The organism is Rhizobium sp. ERR 1071 (assembly GCF_007828675.1).
Classification (GTDB): domain Bacteria; phylum Pseudomonadota; class Alphaproteobacteria; order Rhizobiales; family Rhizobiaceae; genus Rhizobium; species Rhizobium dioscoreae.
This window is the reverse complement of sequence record NZ_VITM01000014.1, coordinates 50,708-66,951: the sequence shown is the minus strand read 5'-3', so window position 1 is coordinate 66,951 and position 16,244 is coordinate 50,708. Positions and strand designations below refer to the sequence as shown.

The following is a 16,244-nucleotide window of genomic DNA, read 5'->3' as shown; positions in this document are numbered from 1 at the left end:
TAAATACTATAGCATTTTGCTATGAAGATTGTGGAACATCACCTTGTTCAGCTTGCCGCCGTCATCGAAACCGGAGGCGTGACGGAAGCCGCTGCCATGCTTGGCATGACACAGTCGGCCGTGTCGCGGACCATCTCCATCCTCGAAAAGCGTGTAGGTGAGCCGCTGTTCGTTTCCGGGCGCCGGCCGATGCAGCCGACGCCCCTTGGCGAACAGCTTGGCCTGCAAGGCAAGGCTATTCTCGCGTCCTCGCGCAAGGCGATGGAAATCATCCGCAGCTTCAAGTCGGGTTCGTTCGGCCGCGTGCGGATCGGCGGCGTTCCTTTCTTCATGGATGCGGTTGTCTCGCCCATGATCGCCTCGTTCCAGCACGATGAACCGGGGATCATGGTGCATCAGTCTTACGGCAACTATTCCGACCTTGTAAGCGAGCTCGAATCCGGCCAGATCGATGTCGCGGTTACACCGACGGGCTCCACCGACCTTCGCGCTGACCAGCAGTTCGAACCACTGCTGCCTGCGCGAAACGTGCTGGCCTGCGGTGCGGGCCATCCGCTGATGCGCAAACGCAATCTGGCGACGGAGGACATCCTCAATTATCCATGGGTCGCTCCTCTGCCCGGCTCGCCGCTGGTACTGGACCTGCACAATATTCTGCTCACGCTGGGAATTGAGGAAGTTTCGATCCGTTACGCCGGAGGCTCCCTGATGAGCGTCTTGAACTATCTGGTCGGAACGGACGCCCTGGCAATCCTGCCGCTTTCCGTCGCTCACTCGTTCCGGCGTGAAAACAGGATTAGCGTCATTCCGCTTGACATCCCGCAGCCGCAGCGCGCGCTCGGGATTATGACGAGAACGAAGCCCTATTCAAATCCGGCCGCCCGCAAGCTTATTGGACATCTGCGACGCGAATTCTCCGAGCTGCGCCGGTCGGTCGAAAAGCACGAGCAGGAAATCCGCTGGGCCCACGGCCCTTTCATGGCCGAGCGTGAATGAAAGGGTCCGGCCCGAGCGGCCGTCGCCGCAATCGGCTGCGTGAGGCCGAAGCACAGGTTGTCGCGCTCCGGCCTTTTCGCGTCGCCGGCAAAGCCTAGCCCGGTTTCGAGGGTGCCAGCACGAAATCGTATTCGACCTCCCAGAACCAGCCCGGAAACTCCAGCTCGTGAGCCCGCGCCGCATCGTCGACGCGTTTGAATTCGGCCAGCAGGCTTTCCTTGACGCCGAAGACGGCGTCGGAGTTGATATAGGGATCGTGGGGGTCGAATATATGTGTCGTCAGCGTCTCGAACCCCTCGGCCTTGAGGATGAAATGCAGGTGGGCCGGGCGATAGGGATGGCGGCCGAGTCCCGCCAGGAGCTTGCCGACCGTGCCGTCATCGGGGATCGGATAGAACTTCGGCTTGACCGCCCGGAACCAGTAGCGGCCGTCCGCGCCGATGCGGAACACGCCGCGCAGATTGAAATCGGGCTGAATGCCTTTCTGCTGCACGTCGTAGAAACCTTCATCGTTGGCCTGCCAGACGTCGAGCACGGCATTGGCAACGGGTCGGCCGTCGATATCGAGAATGCGGCCATGAATGACCATATCCTCGCCTTTCTGATCGAGGCAGATATTGGCCCCCATCGGCAATTCGGGCGCGTCCGCGACATGGAATGGTCCAAGCACGGTCGATTCCGAGGCACCCGACGGTTTGCGGTTGTTGATCGCGTCGACAAGCATCGACACGCCGAGCACGTCCGAAAGCAGGATAAATTCCTGCCGCCACTCGTTGCAGAGATGACCGGTCTGGGTCAGGTACATGATCGCCTTGAACCATTCATCCTGCGTCGGCTCGATTTCCTTGACCGCCTCGTGCAGCTTGCGCGTGATGACCTCGATCACCTGCTTCAGCCGCGGATCACGCGCATTGGCATTGCGCCCGGTGACGACCTCGACGGAGTTCTCCTCCGTGAAAAATCCCTTTTCATGCGTTTCCATAGCGAAATCTCACAAAGCTAGAACAAAGGACAGTGCACGACGAAGCTCCGCCATGGGATCCCGGGCGATGGTTTCGCGGCGCCAGCAGACATGTTGGTCGGGTCGAACAAGCACGACGCCGCTGTCACGGACCTCGCGCAGATTGGCCCAGTCGCCGGTCAGATCCTGCCAACGCTGGCGCGGCCCGATGATATGTGCCTCGATGTCAAGGCCAAGCTCACGGCCGAGCAGCTTTGCAGCCTCGATCCAACCGCGGCCGCCAATGCCGGTAAGCACCGTAAAACGGCCCTTGCCGCAAAGATCGAGCGTCGAGGCCTTGGCACCGTCATCGGCAAAGATCCAGGCATGCGGCAGCCGCGCACCCGGCCAGGTGGTCGGCTGGTAGTGCAACTCCGCATCTTTCTCGAAGGCCGGCTCGGGCTCACCGTCGGCGAGAACGGCATCCGAGCGATAACGCTGGTTCATTTCGACGCCGTGAGCATCGAATTCATAGACCTTGGCTGCGATCGCCTGACGGATGGCAGCGCGCTGCGTTTCGGCTGCCGGCGTATCGTCGCAGCGCGCATCCATGTTCTGCTGCATTTTCACGGGGTCGATGGAATCGAGTAGGCCAAGCGCCTTAAAGATCGGCCCGAACTCCTCGATCGACTTGTTGGCTCTGGTCACGATCTGCTTGGCGATCGGGGCGCGCTCGCGCTGGTAGCTGTCGAGCAAAGCGGGACCAGCCTTGCCTTTCAACACATAACTGAGTTTCCACGCGAGATTGAAAGCATCCTGGATCGACGTATTGGAACCCAGTCCGTTCGACGGCGGATGCCGATGGGTAGCATCACCCATGCAGAAGACCCGGCCGTTCTGCATCGTCGTTGCATAGAGATTATTGACGGTCCAGGTCGAAACCGACTGGATTTCCACCGCCAGCTCGTGGTCCCCGACGAGGTCGCGCACCACCTTGGTGGCGAAGGCCGTGTCTACATCCGGCGCCGGCTGGTTGATGTCGTATCCCCAGACGATCAGCCATTCATTCCATGGCCGAACCATGCGCACCAGCCCCATGCCGATGCCGCCGACGTCAGCGCCCGGCTGGACGACCCAGTAGAGCACCGAGGGACGATGGGCGACGTATTTCGAAAGATCGGCTTTAAAGAGAATATTCATCGATCCGCCGACGCCCATACGGCCCTCGAAGCTGAGCCCTGCATCTTCAGCCACCTTGGAGTTGCCGCCGTCGGCGCCAATCAGGTATTTGGACCGGACCGTGAGCTCCGCGCCTGTGAGCCTGTCGCGGCAGGTCGTCGTGACGCCGTCGGCGTCCTGCTCGTGGCGAATATATTCGGTCGACATCCGCGCCTGCGCGCCGCGCGAACATGCCGTCTTGAAAAGCAACGGCTCCATGAAGGTCTGGGGCAGATCGTTCATGTGCGAGGGGGACGACAGCTGATGCTCGGCCCGGCTGACCGGATGCGTTCCCCAACTGCGCATACGCCCGATCTCTTCGCCGGCAAGCGAGGTGCAAAAGACGTTCTGACCCATCAAATCCTGCCCGGTGGCAAAGAGATAGGCCTCGTCCTCGACATCCCTTCCAAGATCGCGCAAAACCTCCATCGTGCGCTGGTTGGTGATATGCGCGCGCGGCGTGTTGGCCAGCCAGCGGTAGCGGTTGATGACCATAGTCTCGACGCCGTAGCTGGCAAGCAGTGCCGCTGAGCCCGAGCCGGCAGGGCCCGTCCCTATGATCAAAACGTCGGTATTGATGTCAGCCATGCGGCCCTCCCTTGATAGTCCTGGTCAATGGTCCACCGGCAAGGATGCGGCGAACGGGAAAAAGTTGAAGTCCGGTGCGCTCGGCAAATAGGCCCCACAGTCCCCGCGGGGCAAACAGCATGACGACAATGCCGAGAAGGCCGAGAACGAGCAGATACCAAGAGCCGTAATCGGCAAAGAGCTTCTGCAGAATGAAGAAGACGATGACGCCGACGATCGGTCCCTCGATCGTACCGATGCCGCCAATGACGACGATGAAGATCACATAGGCGGTCCAGTCGGTGACCGAGAAGGCGGCGTCCGGCGAGATGCGTGCCTTTTGCAGGTAGATGAGCGCGCCGGTCAGGCCCGTGACGAAGGCGGCGGCGAGATAGACGGCAAATTTAATGCGGTTTGGATCGATGCCGACCGATCTTGCCGCCTCGCGGTTGTCACGCACGGCGGCAAGCCCCAATCCCTGCTTGGAACGCAACAGCCGATAGGCAAAGCCGATGGCGGCAAACGCCAGCAAAAGCGCCAGCCAATAGCACACCATATCCGCGGCCTGGGCCGGCCGCACGCCGAGCCATTCGGCAGCAAGGCGGGCACCCGGCAAATCGCGCGTGATACCGGAAGGCAGCGATGTTCCCGTGCCGCCGCCGAGCGCCTTCCATTGCGCCAGGGACAGCCGCGTTACCTCGGCGATAACCCAGGTACCGATCGCGAAATAGGCACCGTGTAACCGGAAGACGAAAAAGGCCGTCGGCACGGAAAGCATCATGGCGGCAAGCCCGCCGAGCACGATCGCGACAACAGGATTGAGCTCGCTGAGGATGACGGCAGCGGACATGACGTAGGCCCCGAAGCCGACGAAGGCTTGCTGGCCGACCGAAACGAGCCCGGCATAGCCGGCAAGCAGGTTCCAGCATTGCGCGAGCGTCAACATCGTCAGGATAAAGAAAAGGTCCTGAAGCACCGCGCGGGGAACCAGAAAGGGAGCGGCAACGCCCGCTGCGACCATTGCTACGACGAGAAGCGCCGCAAACGACGAGGCGCGGTTGCGCGTCGATACGGTCCAGCTGGGCGGCGGCGCGGGCGAAGCGGTATCGGAGGAAAGCCTGTCATGCACCATCTCAGTCCACCGCCCTTGGAAAAAGCCCGCGCGGGCGGACCAACAGCACAAGAAGAAACGCCACATGGCCCGCAAGGATCTGCCACTCGGGATTGACGGCTGCTCCCATCGTTTGCGCGACGCCGATGATCACGCCGCCGGCGAGCGTACCCCAGAAGGAGCCGAGCCCGCCGATGATGACCGCCTCGAAGGCGTAGATCAGCCGCGCCGGGCCCATCGTTGGGTCGAAATTGGCGCGCGTGCCGAGAAAGAGGGCCGCAATCGTCACAACAACCATCGCAAGGCCCGTCGCGGTCGCGAAGATGCGGTCGGAGCGGATGCCCATCAGGCCCGCCGTGGCGCGATCGTCGGAGGTGGCGCGGAAGGCGCGGCCGAGGCTCGTCTTGTAGAAGACGAGGTTCAGTCCGACGATGACAACAACCGCTGCCAGGAAAGTCAGGAGCGGCATAGTGCCGACACTGACCGGCCCGAATTTGAGAGACGCGGTTTCCAGCGCGCCCACCGAAACGCGGCGGCTATCGGCGGAAAAGCCTTCCAACAGCGCGTTCTGGATAACGACCGAAAGGCCGAAGGTGACAAGCAGCGGCGGCAGTATGTCGTCTCCGATGGTGCGATTGAGCACGAAAAACTGCAGGGCCCAGCCGACCGCATACATCACCGGAACGGCGACGAGCGCCGCAACGAAGGGATTGAGCCCGAGCGCGCTGACCAGCACCAGAAGCAGGAAGGCGGCCAGGACGATAAGATCGCCATGCGCGAGATTGACCAGCCGCATGATGCCGAAAACGAGGCTCAGGCCGGCCGCGAACAGCGCGTATAGACCGCCAAGCAGAATGCCTTGTATGATCGTGTCGAGCCAGTTCATCCCGTATGCACTCCGAAATAGGCAGAATGGATGTCGGCGCGGCTAATTGCGTCCGGTGTTCCGGTCAGCGTCACGCGTCCCTCCATCATGCAATAGAGACGGTCTGCCACCTTGAGTGCCTGGCCGATATCCTGCTCGACGATCACGATGGCTGCGCCCTCGGCACGGATTTTGGGAAAGGCTGCGTAGATATCGCGGATCACCACCGGTGCCAGGCCCAGGCTGATTTCGTCGCAGAGCAACACCCTCGGATTGGACATCAGCGCACGGCCGATCGCGACCATCTGCTGCTGGCCGCCCGATAGCGCGGTGCCGGAATTGCCGCGCCTCTCCTTCAAGACCGGAAAGAGCTCGTATATTGTCTCAAGCGTCCACGCCCCTTTGACGCTGCGCCCATATTTGCCGATCAGCAGATTTTCCTCCACCGTCAGCGAGGGGAAGAGCCTGCGACCTTCCGGCACCATGGCGACACCGAGCGCCATGACCTCGGGGGCCGGCAGTGCGCCGATCGGCCTGCCATCGAAACTGATCTGGTCGGGCTCGTTGGCGAGCATGCCCGAAATTGAGCGCATCAGCGTGGATTTGCCAGCGCCGTTTGCGCCGATGATCGCCAAAGTCTCACCGGCATCAAGCATGATGTCGACCCCGAAGAGCGCCTGGAAGTCGCCGTAGAAAGCCGTGAGGCCCCGTGTTTCAAGAAGAGCCATCAGACGTCAATCCCGAGATAGATCTGGCGGACCGCCTGCGATTCCATGATTTCGGCCGGCCTGCCGAGGCCGACCACCTTGCCGAAATTTAGGACGAGAAGACGGCTCACTACGGAGTTGAGGGCATGCAGCACGTGTTCGACCCAGATGATGGCGACACCGGCTCCGTGGATCGTCCGGATCGTCTCCACCAGCTCCCCACACTCGCCCTCCGTCAGGCCGCCGGCGATCTCGTCCAGCAGCAGCACATTGGGTTCTGTCGCCAGCGCCCGAGCAAGTTCGAGGCGTTTGCGCTGGAGTAGGCCGAGACTGCCGGCAACTTGGTTGGCGCGCGCGATCAGCCCGGTGCTTACCAGAATATCCGCGCAGCGCTCCGACACCTCCCGCTCCGTCTTTCGCGATCCGTAGGCGGCAGCGACCAGAAGGTTTTCGAAAACGGTTAGCTGCTGGAAGGGCTGCGGGATCTGGAATGTGCGGCCGATCCCTGCCCGGCATCGCGCCATCGGCGGCTGGCACGTCACGTCTTCGTCGCGATAGATAATCCGCCCCTCATCGACGCGCAGATTGCCGCTGATGAGATTGAACAGGGAGGATTTTCCCGCACCGTTTGGCCCGATGATGCCGAGCGCCTCTCCGCTCTCCAGTGCAAACGACACTCCATCCGCGACCTTCAGGGCGCCGAAGCTCTTCGAAACGTTTTCGAGGGCAAGTATGACCATCGTCTTCCTGATTGGTGTCCGTTTCGTCCTTCGCCGAATCCGGCGCATGACCGCCTCCGGGCCGAACCCGGTCAAGGCATCACGCCGAGGCGATCGGCTCCATCTTGCTGCCTATCGGAATATTGGGAGCGGTCCTGTTGTCGGTGATGACGAGATCGTAGCCACCGCCCTCCTTCAACCTCCACTGGCCGCCAACGAGCGGTGTCTTGGCCACGTTCTTCGCGGCAAAAGGCGGGACATTGGCACCGTCCCAGGCGACCGGACCGACGATCGTGTCCAGCTTGGTCGCTGTGATCGCTTTGACTACAGCCGCGCTGTCCGTCGGGTCCGCCCGCTTCATGACATCTGCAGCCAATTCGAAAAGCGCGTGAACGAAGCCGATCGGCTGCGTCCAGGGCCGGCCGGTGGCTTTCGTAAAGCCTGCTGCGAGTTCGGCGGCGCTCTCTCCGGTCAGCGAAGATTTGAATGGATGGCGGGCCGACCACCAGACCTCGCAGGACAGGTTGTGACCACTCTTGCCCAAAGCCTCGAGGGCTTGCGGAAACAGGATGGCCTTGCCGATGGAGGCGATCTTCGGATGGAAACCCTGCTGCTTGGCCTGGTTCCAGAAGGTGGTGAAATCAGGCGGGATCATGACGCCTGTGATGACCTCGCAGTTTCCCGACTTGAAGGCATTGATCTGCGCGGAAAAATCATCCGTCAGGTTCTGGTAGCGGCCGGGATCGGCAAGGGTGTAGCCGCCTTTTTCGAGAACCGGTGGGAAACCGACCACTTTATCGCCCCAGGCATTGCCGTCCCCATCGTTCGGGAAGAGGCCGCCCACCTTCTTGTTGGTTTCCAGCTGCTGCCACATGTTTGTGTAGACAGCGATCACATCCTCCAGGCCCCAGAAGAAATGAAAAGTGCTGTTGAAGGGCTTCCATGATGAGGGGTCGCCTGGATTGGCCTGCTGACCGATGAACCAGGGCTGCCAGGGCGCGGCCGTCGAGATGCAGGGCATCTCTTCCGCCTCGCAGGTAGTGGCGACCGGATTGGTGGTTTCCGGCGTCGATGCGACGAGCACGAGATTGACCTCGTCCTTGACGATCAGCTCCTTGGCGACTTCAGCGGCGCGGTTCGGGTTGGACTGGCTGTCCTTGACTACAATTTCGTAGTTGAGCCCGGCGGCCTTCGTCTTGGCCAGGAAGCCATCGAGGATGAACTTGTCGGCCTCGGCGAAAGCGGCAAGCGGCCCGGTTTGCGGGCTGACATAACCGAGCTTGATCGCCGCTCCCTTGGCGATCGCGGGCATGGCAAGGCTGGATGTCGCCGCGAGCGCGCCGGTCGCCGCCGCGGTTTTCAGCAGGTCACGTCTCGTAAACATTTTGGTTTCCTCCTCCCAAAGTAAACACAAGCGTTTTAGAGTGGTGGGCGTTCTCCCGCCCAGGCGTCCTGAAGCAGCGTGCGGATCGAGGCTCGGTCGATCGGCCGCGGATTGGCATAAGGGTTGCGTGTCGCGATTTCGGCGGCGCGGTCGAGATCGCTCTCGGTGAGGCCGAAATCCTTCAGCGCCAGCGGCGAGCCGACGGATCTGGCGAAATCGTAGAGCCCCTGGCCCGGCGTGCCGCCGAAAATGCTCCCGATCGGCGCAAGCAGCTCCGGCACTGCGGCGGCATTGAAGCCGATCGTGTGCGGCAGCATGATCGCATGCGTCTCCGCATGCGGCGTGTCGAAACTGCCGCCCAGCGTGTGGCAGATCTTGTGATGCAGCGACATCGAAATCTGCCCAAGCACGGTGCCGCAGAGCCAAGCGCCGTAGAGTGCCTTTTCCCGCGCCTCGGCATCGCGCGGCGTCTTGACGATCACGGGTAGCGCTTCGGCAAATGCGCGCATGCCCTCGATCGCAATTATGGTGGTAATGGGGTTGCGATCATCGGCATAAAGACCTTCGGCGGCATGCGCGATGGCGTTGAGGCCGCTGGTGACGCTCATGGCAACAGGCAGGCCAAGCGTCAGGTCGGGGTCATAGATGACCACCTCCGGCACGATCTTCGGGCTGCGAACCGTCGTCTTGATGCCGCCTTCCGTCTGACCGAGGATCGGCGTTACTTCCGAACCGGCATAGGTGGTCGGGATGACGATCTGATGAATGTCGGTACGGTAGGCCATCGCCTTGCCAAGACCGGTGGTCGAGCCGCCGCCAAGCGACACGACGCAATCGGCCTGAAGTGCGGCCGCGCGCGCCAAGGCCTTCTCGGTGACATCGACCGGGGTGTGCATCGTGGCGCCTGCAAACGTGCCGACTGCAAGCGCGCCAATCCGCGCGGCCAGCGCCTCGCCGTCGGCTGCCTGCTGCGGCGTCGTCAGCACCAGCGCGCGGCGGCAGCCCAGCGTCTCGATCCATTGGGCGACGCCGGCGCTCGCTCCGGAAGCAAAGACGACGCGTGTCGAATGCGGCTGATAGGAAAAATCGAGTGTCATTCCGACCTGCGCTCCTCTCGCGCCCGCACCATTATGAAGGTGAAATCGAGCGACCAGCAATTGCCTTTGACCGGCGTCGGGCCTTCAATGCCGCCAACCGGCAGGAAGGTGCCGACCAGTTCCTGTTTGACGCCGAACAATGCGTCCTGTGACAGATGCGGATCGCGCCCATCATAGACGTGGGTACTGATCGTCTCGAAGCCGGGTGCCGTGATCGTAAAATGGAGATGCGCCGGGCGGCGCAGCGGATAGCCGATCGCATGTAGCGTCCGTCCGACCGGTCCGTCGCAGGGCACGGCATAACCGCCCGGTCGAACCGTCCTATAGGAAAAGCCGCCATCTATATCAGTGCTGAAAACGCCACGCAGATTGAACTCCGGCTGGAGATCCGGCTGCTGGTTCTCGTAAAACCCTTCCGCATTGGCCTGCCATGTCTCGACCTTCGCGCCGACGACGGGATTTCCATCGAGATCGGTCACGCGGCATTGACCAGCAACGGGTCGCCAATGCCGTCGAGCGATATATCCGCGCCCGACACAAGCCGGGGTGCATCGGCGCGATAGAACGGGCCGCGCACGGTGTTGGGCGTAGCGCCCTTCGGGCGGCGGGTGTTGATCTCCTCCACCAGCGCCGTCACGCCGAAAAGATCGGAGAGCAACACCCATTCCTGCCGTTTGTGGTCACTTACGTGACCGACTTCGGTCAGAAATTCGATGGCGTGTCGCCAATCCGCATGGGTCGGCCGCGTTTCCTTGATGGCCTGATGGATATGTCCGACCAGCGCGGTGAGGAAGGCCGGCAGCGGTCCGGCGCACTGCGCCAGTCGCTCTGCCACAAGCGCAGCCGAATCCGCTTCTGTAAAAGACATGATCACCATGGCACCTCCTCAACCGTACGTTACCAGCTCCAAACGTAGCAGTTGATGATTTTTCTGCAGTTTAATATACCTTATTGCTATGAAGATGGATGAACGACACCTGATACAGCTTGCCGCCGTTGTACAGGCCGGTGGCGTCACGGAGGGAGCGGCCCTGCTGGGGCTCACGCAGCCGGCGGTGTCGCGTACCCTTGGCATGCTGGAAAAGCGGCTCGGCGAACCGTTGTTCGTCAAGGGCCGCCGGCCGTTGCAGCCGACCCCGCTGGGCAGGGCGCTCGCCGACCACGGTCAAGCCATGCTGGTGGCTGCGCGCAAGGCCTCGTCGCTTGTCGACGGCTTCCGACACGGACGGACGGGCGTAGTGCGCGTCGGCGGCACGCCCTTCTTCATGGATGCGCTGATCTCCGGCATGATCGCCGAGTTCCAGAATGCCACACCGGACGTGCGCATCGAGCAGAGCTACGGCTACCTGCCGGATCTGCGGGCGGCGATCGACGCCGATCGCATCGACCTCGCCATTTGCCCGATCGACGTGCTGGACGAGGGCTCCGGGATGCGCTTCCAGGAACTGCTTCCTGGCCGCAATGTCGTCGCCTGCCGTGTAACCCACCCCCTTCTCCTGAGGCACAAGCTCGCGCCTGCGGAACTCCTCGACTATCCATGGATTGCCCCGCCCACCGGCAGCCCGCTGTTTGCCGATCTGCACAGTCTCGTCCTCTCGCTCGGCGCCACCGAGGCGAAGATCCGCTATTCCGGCGGCTCGCTGGTGAGCGCAATCAACTATCTGAAGGCGAGCGATGCGCTCACCATCCTGCCGCACAGCGTCGTTTTCGCCTATCGCAATGACAAGTCGATCACGGCACTGCCGGTCAGTATTCCTCATCCCGAGCGCGCGCTCGGTCTCCTGCGGCGCACCGAGGAAATCCGTGTCCCGGCAGTCGAGGCCTTCTGCGCCCATATTCGCAAGAGCTTCGAAAACCTCAGGCACCTGATCAAGCGCCATGAGCAGGCGGTGATCTGGAGCCTGTGACGGCTCATGACGTTCTTCAAAATGTTGCAGAATCGTCCGGCCATAGGAACAACGGCGCCAAGCCGGCATCGGCCATCGGGCGCAGTCCGTGCCAGGCGCGGTTGGCATAGACCAAGGCGTCATCCCGGCGCTCCTCGTGCGCCCCAGGAGAGGCCTCAAGGAGTTCGGCTGAGACCAGACAGGCGCCGGGGAGCGGAAACAGTCCGCGAACCGCTGCCCGGAACCAGAGGCCGACATCCGGATAATAAGGTTCGCCGCTTTCGAACCGCGCCCAGCGCACATCCGGCCCGAAACGATCCCTGCCGCTGGTGGCGCAGAGCCGGGCAAGCTCCCTATCGCTGCGTCGCACGAAATGCACGACCACCGTCTGCGCCCGACGCACGGCGTGCGCGCTGGAGGAATTATCCGACAGCGAGAAAGCCACCATCGGCGGCGAGGCACTGATTGAGATCAGCGAGCTTACCGTCAGGGCCACCGGCCCGTCACCCGGATCGGCGGTGATGATGGCAACGCCCGCCGGATGATGGCGGAAGGCCATCATGAAAGCCTCCGTCACGCCGGCAGCGACCGTCGCCGGAGCTTCACGCTCCTGCTTTCCGGACTGCGCCATCATTTCTTCTCCACCAGGTCGTAGAACTGCCAGACGCGATCGCTCCACAGCCCGCCGATCTCGCGGCCGGCGGCACCGACAATGTTGGTGTTGATCGTGAAATGGTTGGCCGCCACCAGCATCTCGCGGTAAGTGCGCTGCATCACGCCGTCGCGCAGCGACGCACCACCGGCTGCGCGGTAGACGAAGTGGCAGGCATCGACGCCCGCCTCGTGCACTTCCGACTTGGCGAGATGCACGAGGGTGATCTGCCGCGTAGATACCCGGTTCCCCGCCTCGATCGAGGCCTCCACGTCGCGCCAGACCTCAAACAAGAAGGCGCGGGCGGCGCGCGCGCGAGCTTCCGCACGGCCGTAATCGAACCAGAATTTATCGCTCTCGCCGAGCATGCCGGCGCGACCGGTTTTGGTCACGGCGAACTTGGCCATTTCATCGAGCATGCGGCGGGATGCGCCGATCGCCCAGCCCGAATGGCCGATGGCAGCCAGCCCGACGACGCCGAGGCTGAAGAATTCCTTCTGGCGCTGCGGCTCGGCGGTCATGATCGGGAAAACCATGTCGTCGGCGATGAAGACATCCTTGGCGTCGTAGTCGATGCTGCCGGTTCCCTGCAGGCCGAGCACGTTCCAATTGCCGAGCAGTCCATGCTCGCCGACCGGCGCGTGGGCGCACAGCACCACGACGTTACCATTCTCATCCTTGGCCGGATGGCCGTTGCCGTCGTCGAGCAGGGCGGCGGTATGGGTGAACGTGGCGTGGTGAATACCGCTTGCATAGGACCATTTGCCGTTCAACAAATAGCCGCCATCGACCTTCTTCAGCATGCCGGTCGGTGTGCCCTGACCCGAAAAGCGGTTGTCGGTGCCACCGCCGAAGAGCCGTGAGATCGCGGTGTCGGGCAGGAAGGCGGCGGACATCGCCCCGATGCAGGCATGCACCATCGACACCCAGCCGGCAGCGCCGCTGTGGTAGGTGATGGCCTCGATCAACTGCAGGCCTTGTGTCGGCGAAAGCTGTGCGCCGCCGAGTTCTTCGGTCGCGAAGATGTGCGACATACGAAGCGGCTTCAGCGCCTCGAAAGTAGGCTCGTTCAGCCTACCGAGCTTTTCGGTAGCCACGGCATTCTCTTCAAGAATCGGGCCGATCTTGCTGATATGCTCGAGAAGGCTGGCGAAGTTTGTCTTGGTGCCCCAATACCCGGCGCCATGTTTCAAAGGTGCGTTCATCTGTTCCTCCTGACAATCTGGTGTGTTCTCGCGGCAAGCTGTCTCAGCCGGCGAGGAAATCGCCGATGGCGGTCACCACGCGCGGGTCCTCCTGCATGGCGAAATGGCCGACATCCGGCACCATGAAGGTGTGGGCGTTTGGAATGCGTTTTTCCCAGAGCGGCGCCTGCGACGCGGGCAGCATTCGGTCCTTCTCGCCCCAGACGATCAGTGTCTCGTTCGGGATGCGGGAAAGCCAGCGGCGGAGATTGGGATGGCCCATGCCGTGGGCCTTGACGATGTTGCCGAGCGCCTGCGCCTCCTTTTCGCGGGCGGCAAGGAAGGCGTCGAGTGGCGGGCATTCGGCTCCGCCCGGAAAATAGCGCAAGGCAACGTCGATATTATGCGCGAGATAGCCGGGTAGCGCCTCGGGCGCGATCGCCGGCAGGTCGGCGCCAGGATGATCTGGATCGTTGAGGCCAGCCGGCGCATTCAGCACCAGCCTGCCGAAACGCTCGCCTGCGACGACGGCCATTTCGGCAGCCATCCAACCGCCCATGGAGTGGCCGACGAGATGCGGCCGATCGAGGCCAAGGGCGGCGACCAGATGCAGGTTGTGGACAATGATATCCTGCATGCCGGTAATATCCGGCGCTTCGCCGCTGTCGCCGAAGCCGGGATGATAGGGCAAGTAGACGCGGAAGCGATCGGCGAGACCCCGCGCCCATTCCGTGCCTTCGATGGTGGCGGCGCCATGCAGCGCGAGCACGGCCGGGCCTTTGCCGATGACGCGTACAGCGGTCGCAACACCTTCGATGTCGTAATGCACCGTTTCGAAATTCATTCCAAACCTCCTCCTATGCCGTTCCAGCCGACCGCGGGCGTAATCAGCACCTTGCATTGCGTGGTGCGTCGCTTGAGCGCTTCGAATGCCTCTGGCACGGCGGCAAGACCGATCCGGCCGGTCACCAGCGCCTGCGGCCGATGGCGGCCAGGACTGAGCGCCTGCAGCGCCATGTCGAACTCCGCCATGGTGAAGAACACGGCGAAGATCACCTGTATTTCCTTGGAAATCGCCGCGAACGGGTCCCATGTGTCGCCGCCGACGCAGAGGCCAACCGCGACCACCGTGCCATGCACGCGTACCAGCCGGCAGGCAGCATCGATCAACCCGCGTTTGCCGACGCATTCAAAGACGATGTCCGGTACGCCACCGGTCAATGCGCGAAACTCCTCTGCCAGACCCTCCCCGGAGAGTGCGAAGCCGGTGGCGCCGATTTCGCCGGCACGCTCTGCTTGGTGGCGGTTCAGATCGGCGATGACGACATGGGCCGCCCCCAGCCGCCTCGCCCAGAAGGCGACAAGAAGACCGATGGGGCCTGCACCGAGAATCAGCACGCGGTTGCCCGGCTTCAGCCCCGAACGCATGACCGCATGCAGGCCGACTGCAACCGGTTCGGCCAGAGCCCCCTCCTCGGTCGGCAAATCGTCCGGCAACCGGCGGCACTGACGGGCAGCGACGGTGACGAATTCGGCATAGCCGCCGCCGATCAGCCGCATCTCGGCGCACCACGCGGGTTCGCCGCGCGAGCAGCTGTCGCAGTGGCCGCAGCCGCGCATCGGTGCGACGGCAACCCGGTCGCCGGTTTTGAAATTCGCGACCTCAGCGCCGCAGGTCACCACTTCGCCAGAAATTTCATGGCCGAGGACGCCGCCTCTTTTGAGCGCGAAGGTTTCGGGATCTTCCGTCATGTGCAGGTCGGAACCGCAAATACCGCAGGCGGCAACGCGGAGCAATAGCTCGTCAGCGCCGGGCTGCGGCGTTTCGATCGTTTTGACATCCAGGGGTCGTCCGACTGCCTCGAACAGTGCCGCCCTCATCGCGGGTCCTCCAGAAGCGTGCGCCTCGTCGGGAACCAGGAGGCGTTTGTCGCCTTCTGGATCAATCCCCAGAGACCGCCGCGGGCAAAAAGCGCCATGACGAGGGTGAGTAGCCCGAGGACGACGAGATAGGTGGCGCCGTACTGTCCGAACAGGCGGTCGGCGACAAAATAGACAAGCGCGCCGATCAGCACCCCTTCGAGCGAGCCGAGCCCGCCCACCATGACGATGAAGATCGCCACATTCGCCCAGGTGGGGCTATAGGCGGCCGGTGGCGTTATGCGCAGCTGCGCCATGAAGTAGATGGCACCGGCAAGGCCAGTGCCGATGGCGGCGGCAACCCAGATCAGGAATTTCAGGAGGCCCACATTGACGCCCTGGCTTGCCGCGGCAATCGGATTGTCTCGCACGGCGACCAGCGCCAAGCCATAGCGCGAACGCAATAGCAGATAGCTGCCGCCGACGGCGACAAGCAGCATCAGCGCCGCCAGTACCGAAATGCCGATTGCGCGTTCAGTGGGCGTATAGCTGGACATGACACGCAGGCTCATGCCGGCGCCGGCATTGACATAGCTGAAGACGGACGTGGCAAGGCGCATGACTTCCGCCACCACCCAGGTGCCGATAGCGAAATATGGGCCATCGAGCCGATGCAGCAGGCCATAGGTAAGTGCCGCCAGTATCGCCGGTGCGATGACCGACAAAGGCACGGCAAGGAAGGGGCTTAAGCCCCAAAGCTGCGCCATGATGAACATTGCATAAGCGGCCGTACCGACGAAGGCCTGCTGGCCGACGGAGACGAGGCCACCATAACCGGCGAGCAGGTTCCACATCTGCGCGACGGTGATGTAGCAGCATAGTTCAACGACATCGCGGATGAGGCCCTGGCTTGCCCAGAGCGGCATCGAAGCGACAGCCGCGAGCAGCGCGACGCTGATAACGAGTGCAATCAGGCTCGAGCGCGTCTGGCGCTGTACGCGCACGGCGGGCCGCGGGACGGCATCGGTCAAGCGGGCGGCGAAGGCATTGGTCACGGC

Annotated in this window: 15 protein-coding genes and 1 pseudogene; 2 read left to right on the top strand and 14 right to left on the bottom strand. The window is 62.7% G+C overall.

Translation table 11 applies throughout. The annotated features are described in order from the left end of the window. Positions 1–21: 21 nt before the first annotated feature. Positions 22–996, top strand: coding sequence for a LysR family transcriptional regulator (locus FBZ99_RS29415; RefSeq protein ID WP_113248730.1), 975 nt, complete (start codon positions 22–24; stop codon positions 994–996). A 94-nt stretch (positions 997–1,090) separates the two neighbouring features. Here the strand turns inward: FBZ99_RS29415 and FBZ99_RS29410 are convergent, their stop codons facing one another. The 9 genes and pseudogenes from FBZ99_RS29410 to FBZ99_RS29370 form a co-directional block, all read right to left on the bottom strand. After that, positions 1,091–1,978 (bottom strand): intradiol ring-cleavage dioxygenase, encoded by an 888-nt coding sequence (locus tag FBZ99_RS29410; protein ID WP_145636426.1) that lies wholly within the window; start codon positions 1,976–1,978, stop codon positions 1,091–1,093. A gap of 9 nt (positions 1,979–1,987) precedes the next feature. Continuing rightward, positions 1,988–3,742, bottom strand: a complete 1,755-nt coding sequence (locus FBZ99_RS29405; RefSeq protein WP_113421331.1) for an FAD-dependent oxidoreductase — start codon at positions 3,740–3,742, stop codon at positions 1,988–1,990. Next, complete coding sequence (locus FBZ99_RS29400) at positions 3,735–4,853, bottom strand: branched-chain amino acid ABC transporter permease (RefSeq protein ID WP_113421332.1); 1,119 nt, start codon at positions 4,851–4,853, stop codon at positions 3,735–3,737. The genes FBZ99_RS29405 and FBZ99_RS29400 overlap by 8 nt, the downstream gene beginning before the upstream one ends. A 1-nt stretch (position 4,854) precedes the next feature. Beyond that, positions 4,855–5,718, bottom strand: a complete 864-nt coding sequence (locus FBZ99_RS29395; RefSeq protein ID WP_145636424.1) for a branched-chain amino acid ABC transporter permease — start codon at positions 5,716–5,718, stop codon at positions 4,855–4,857. Further along, the gene (locus tag FBZ99_RS29390) at positions 5,715–6,425 is read right to left on the bottom strand and encodes an ABC transporter ATP-binding protein (protein WP_145636423.1); all 711 of its coding nucleotides are present in this window, start codon (positions 6,423–6,425) and stop codon (positions 5,715–5,717) included. The genes FBZ99_RS29395 and FBZ99_RS29390 overlap by 4 nt, the downstream gene beginning before the upstream one ends. Next, positions 6,425–7,144 carry an ABC transporter ATP-binding protein gene (locus FBZ99_RS29385; RefSeq protein ID WP_145636421.1) on the bottom strand — a complete coding sequence of 240 codons (720 nt, stop codon included), beginning with the start codon at positions 7,142–7,144 and terminating at the stop codon, positions 6,425–6,427. The genes FBZ99_RS29390 and FBZ99_RS29385 overlap by 1 nt, the downstream gene beginning before the upstream one ends. A 79-nt stretch (positions 7,145–7,223) precedes the next feature. Beyond that, positions 7,224–8,507 carry an ABC transporter substrate-binding protein gene (locus tag FBZ99_RS29380; protein WP_113421334.1) on the bottom strand — a complete coding sequence of 428 codons (1,284 nt, stop codon included), beginning with the start codon at positions 8,505–8,507 and terminating at the stop codon, positions 7,224–7,226. Positions 8,508–8,542: 35 nt separating this feature from the next. After that, on the bottom strand, positions 8,543–9,604 hold the full coding sequence (locus FBZ99_RS29375; RefSeq protein ID WP_113396029.1) for a maleylacetate reductase: 1,062 nt from the start codon (positions 9,602–9,604) through the stop codon (positions 8,543–8,545). After that, positions 9,601–10,481 (bottom strand): annotated as a pseudogene (locus FBZ99_RS29370) (dioxygenase family protein). The gene FBZ99_RS29375 and the pseudogene FBZ99_RS29370 overlap by 4 nt, the downstream one beginning before the upstream one ends. Before the next feature lie 79 nt (positions 10,482–10,560). Here FBZ99_RS29370 and FBZ99_RS29365 point away from each other — a divergent pair. Beyond that, positions 10,561–11,511, top strand: a complete 951-nt coding sequence (locus tag FBZ99_RS29365; RefSeq protein ID WP_145321087.1) for a LysR family transcriptional regulator — start codon at positions 10,561–10,563, stop codon at positions 11,509–11,511. A gap of 16 nt (positions 11,512–11,527) precedes the next feature. On the opposite strand, the gene FBZ99_RS29360 is transcribed toward FBZ99_RS29365, so the two are convergent. The 5 genes from FBZ99_RS29360 to FBZ99_RS29340 are packed head-to-tail and all read right to left on the bottom strand — an operon-like array spanning position 11,528 to position 16,241. Continuing rightward, complete coding sequence (locus tag FBZ99_RS29360) at positions 11,528–12,124, bottom strand: flavin reductase family protein (RefSeq protein ID WP_233790218.1); 597 nt, start codon at positions 12,122–12,124, stop codon at positions 11,528–11,530. After that, positions 12,121–13,347 (bottom strand): acyl-CoA dehydrogenase, encoded by a 1,227-nt coding sequence (locus tag FBZ99_RS29355; RefSeq protein WP_113396033.1) that lies wholly within the window; start codon positions 13,345–13,347, stop codon positions 12,121–12,123. The genes FBZ99_RS29360 and FBZ99_RS29355 overlap by 4 nt, the downstream gene beginning before the upstream one ends. Before the next feature lie 43 nt (positions 13,348–13,390). Continuing rightward, complete coding sequence (locus FBZ99_RS29350; protein ID WP_113396034.1) at positions 13,391–14,170, bottom strand: alpha/beta fold hydrolase; 780 nt, start codon at positions 14,168–14,170, stop codon at positions 13,391–13,393. Continuing rightward, on the bottom strand, positions 14,167–15,207 hold the full coding sequence (locus tag FBZ99_RS29345; protein WP_145636419.1) for a zinc-dependent alcohol dehydrogenase: 1,041 nt from the start codon (positions 15,205–15,207) through the stop codon (positions 14,167–14,169). The genes FBZ99_RS29350 and FBZ99_RS29345 overlap by 4 nt, the downstream gene beginning before the upstream one ends. Continuing rightward, positions 15,204–16,241, bottom strand: a complete 1,038-nt coding sequence (locus tag FBZ99_RS29340) for a branched-chain amino acid ABC transporter permease (protein WP_246661223.1) — start codon at positions 16,239–16,241, stop codon at positions 15,204–15,206. Before FBZ99_RS29340 ends, FBZ99_RS29345 begins: the two co-directional genes overlap by 4 nt. Between the last annotated feature and the right edge of the window lie 3 nt (positions 16,242–16,244).

Excerpts from the sequence above, each read along its gene's own strand:
- FBZ99_RS29415 (WP_113248730.1), top strand. The coding sequence starts at position 22 with ATGAAGATTGTGGAACATCACCTTGTTCAGCTTGCCGCCGTCATCGAA.
- FBZ99_RS29410 (WP_145636426.1), bottom strand. The coding sequence starts at position 1,978 with ATGGAAACGCATGAAAAGGGATTTTTCACGGAGGAGAACTCCGTCGAG.
- FBZ99_RS29405 (WP_113421331.1), bottom strand. The coding sequence starts at position 3,742 with ATGGCTGACATCAATACCGACGTTTTGATCATAGGGACGGGCCCTGCC.
- FBZ99_RS29400 (WP_113421332.1), bottom strand. The coding sequence starts at position 4,853 with ATGGTGCATGACAGGCTTTCCTCCGATACCGCTTCGCCCGCGCCGCCG.
- FBZ99_RS29395 (WP_145636424.1), bottom strand. The coding sequence starts at position 5,718 with ATGAACTGGCTCGACACGATCATACAAGGCATTCTGCTTGGCGGTCTA.
- FBZ99_RS29390 (WP_145636423.1), bottom strand. The coding sequence starts at position 6,425 with ATGGCTCTTCTTGAAACACGGGGCCTCACGGCTTTCTACGGCGACTTC.
- FBZ99_RS29385 (WP_145636421.1), bottom strand. The coding sequence starts at position 7,144 with ATGGTCATACTTGCCCTCGAAAACGTTTCGAAGAGCTTCGGCGCCCTG.
- FBZ99_RS29380 (WP_113421334.1), bottom strand. The coding sequence starts at position 8,507 with ATGTTTACGAGACGTGACCTGCTGAAAACCGCGGCGGCGACCGGCGCG.
- FBZ99_RS29375 (WP_113396029.1), bottom strand. The coding sequence starts at position 9,604 with ATGACACTCGATTTTTCCTATCAGCCGCATTCGACACGCGTCGTCTTT.
- FBZ99_RS29365 (WP_145321087.1), top strand. The coding sequence starts at position 10,561 with ATGAAGATGGATGAACGACACCTGATACAGCTTGCCGCCGTTGTACAG.
- FBZ99_RS29360 (WP_233790218.1), bottom strand. The coding sequence starts at position 12,124 with ATGATGGCGCAGTCCGGAAAGCAGGAGCGTGAAGCTCCGGCGACGGTC.
- FBZ99_RS29355 (WP_113396033.1), bottom strand. The coding sequence starts at position 13,347 with ATGAACGCACCTTTGAAACATGGCGCCGGGTATTGGGGCACCAAGACA.
- FBZ99_RS29350 (WP_113396034.1), bottom strand. The coding sequence starts at position 14,170 with ATGAATTTCGAAACGGTGCATTACGACATCGAAGGTGTTGCGACCGCT.
- FBZ99_RS29345 (WP_145636419.1), bottom strand. The coding sequence starts at position 15,207 with ATGAGGGCGGCACTGTTCGAGGCAGTCGGACGACCCCTGGATGTCAAA.